The sequence below is a fragment of the Actinosynnema sp. NPDC023658 genome (assembly GCF_040639995.1).
GTDB lineage: Bacteria > Actinomycetota > Actinomycetes > Mycobacteriales > Pseudonocardiaceae > Actinosynnema.
The window spans coordinates 1-2,386 of the sequence record NZ_JBFAAX010000848.1 but is presented as its reverse complement, the minus strand read 5'-3'; the positions used below and the strand labels follow the sequence as shown (position 1 = coordinate 2,386).

At 71.8% G+C, this 2,386-nt stretch carries 1 protein-coding gene; it reads left to right on the top strand.

Features of this window, described 5'->3' with window-relative positions; all coding sequences use genetic code 11:
• Positions 1–337 precede the first annotated feature (337 nt).
• A partial coding sequence (locus tag AB0G02_RS35510) for an Orn/Lys/Arg decarboxylase N-terminal domain-containing protein (protein WP_360803427.1) occupies positions 338–2,386 on the top strand: 2,049 nt, incomplete at its 3' end.

The following is a 2,386-nucleotide window of genomic DNA, read 5'->3' as shown; positions in this document are numbered from 1 at the left end:
GCAGGCGCTGCACCTGTGCCCGCGCTGCGTCGCCGCCACCACCCCGCGCTCCGAGCGGGACGGGCGCAAGTGGACGCGGGTGCGCCCACGCCCGTGACGCGGGCCGTCGCGGCGGACGCCCGCGCCGACACCGATGCTCGTGCACCTGCCGCCGTGCCGCCTCCCGTGCACCGGCCGAAGTGGACGTCACCGGGGCGGATCACCTTCCCCTCGACCGGATCGGGCCCGCCGACGTCACGCGGCCGGGTGAGCTTGCTCCACGTTCCGGTGACTGTCCGGTTGGGACCGCGAAGGGCTCCTACGCTCGGGATGTCCCCGGCGCGCAAGGGAGCTGAGCGTGACGAAGTCCACCATCCTCATCGCCGCCGAGAGCGCGGCGGCGGACAACGCGGTGCCCGCGGCGAAGGTCGACCAGGTCTGCGCCCACCTGCGCCAGTGCGGGCACGAGGTGATGGTGGTGCACTCCGCCACCGACGCCGCGGCCGTGATCACCGCGCAGGCCGACCTCGCCGCCGCCGTGGTGAGCTGGGAGCTGGCCGGCGCCGCGCTCCGGCCGGCCGACGCGGGCCCCGCCGTCGAGGGCGGTGTGCTGCGCATGCTGCTCGACCGGTTCTCCTCGCGCCTGCCCGTGTTCCTGCTGACCACCGGCGACTACAACGACGAGACGCCGCTGTGGGTCTCCGAGGTCATCAACGGCTGGATCTGGCTGCTGGAGGACACCCCCGGCTTCATCGCGGGCCGGATCGACTTCGCCGCGCGCCAGTACCTCGACCACATCCTGCCGCCGTTCTTCCGCGAGCTGCGCCGGTTCGACGACACGCACCCGTACTCCTGGCACACCCCGGCGCACGCGGGCGGCATCGCGTTCCTCAAGTCACCGGTGGGGCGGGCGTTCTACGACTACTACGGCGAACGCCTGTTCCGCACCGACATCTCGGTGTCCGTCGCCGAGCTCGGCTCGCTGTTCGAGCACACCGGCCCGGTCGGTGAGGCCGAGCGCAACGCCGCCCGCGTGTTCGGCGCCGACGAGACCTATTTCGTGCTGCACGGCACGTCGTCGTCCAACCGCATGATCATCCACAGCGCGGTGGCCAACGACGAGATCACCCTGCTCGACCGCAACTGCCACAAGGCGATCAACCACGGCGTGATCCTGTCCGGTGCGCGCCCGGTCTACCTCGTGCCCACCCGCAACGGCTACGGGATCACCGGACCGATCCCGCCGGAGCGGCTGACCGCCGAGGCGGTGCGGGCGCAGGTCGAGCGCACCCCGATCGCGGCGGGCGCGGTCAGCCCGGAGGCGGCGTACGCCGTCGTCACGAACTCCACCTACGACGGCCTCTGCTACGACACCGTGCGGGTGACCGAGCTGCTCGGCGCGTCGACCCGGTCGCTGCACTTCGACGAGGCGTGGTTCGCCTACGGCCGGTTCAACCCGCTCTACGCGCGCCGCTACGGGATGGCGGTCCACGAAGCGCCCGACGCGCAGCGGCCCACCGTGTTCGCCACCCACTCGTCGCACAAGCTGCTGGCCGCGCTGTCCCAGTCGGCCATGATCCACGTGAAGTCGGGGGGCAAGGCGCCGTTCGACCGGTCCCGGTTCAACGAGACGTACATGATGCACGGAACCACCTCGCCGCTGTACCCGATGATCGCCTCCTGCGTCGTCGCCGCGGGCATGATGGACGGCCCGGCGGGCAACTGGCTGACCACCGAGGCCATCACCGAGGCGGTCCGGTTCCGGCAGGCGATGATCCGGCTCGGCAGGCGGCTGGCCGACGCGGGGGACCGGCCGCCGTGGTTCTTCGGCGTCTGGCAGCCGCGGGAGGTCACCGACCCCGCCACCGGCGAGCAGGTCGAGTTCCACGAGGCCCCGCTGGACCTGCTGCGCACCGAACCGGGCTGCTGGACGCTGGAACCCGACGCCGACTGGCACGGCTTCCCCGACCTGGAGCCAGGCTTCTGCCTGCTCGACCCGGTCAAGGTCACGATCACCTGCCCCGGCGTGGACGCGCTGGGCGACGTGGCGGCGTTCGGCATCCCGGCCCGGGTGGTCACCGCCTACCTGGAGACCCGGCGGATCGTCGTGGAGAAGACGGACGTCTACACGTTCCTCGTGCTGTTCTCCATGGGCATCACGAAGGGCAAGTGGGGAACGCTGCTGGACGCGCTCACCGACTTCAAGCAGCTCCACGACGAGGCCGCCCCGCTGGGCGACGTGCTGCCGGACCTGGTGAAGGCGCACCCCGAGCGGTACGGGCGGATGACGTTGCCGCAGCTGTGCGACGAGATGCACCACAGCCTGGCCGACAGCAAGGTCGTGCAGCTGCTCAACGAGGCGTTCACCAGCCCGACGCCGCCCACGGCGGTGATGACGCCCGCCGAG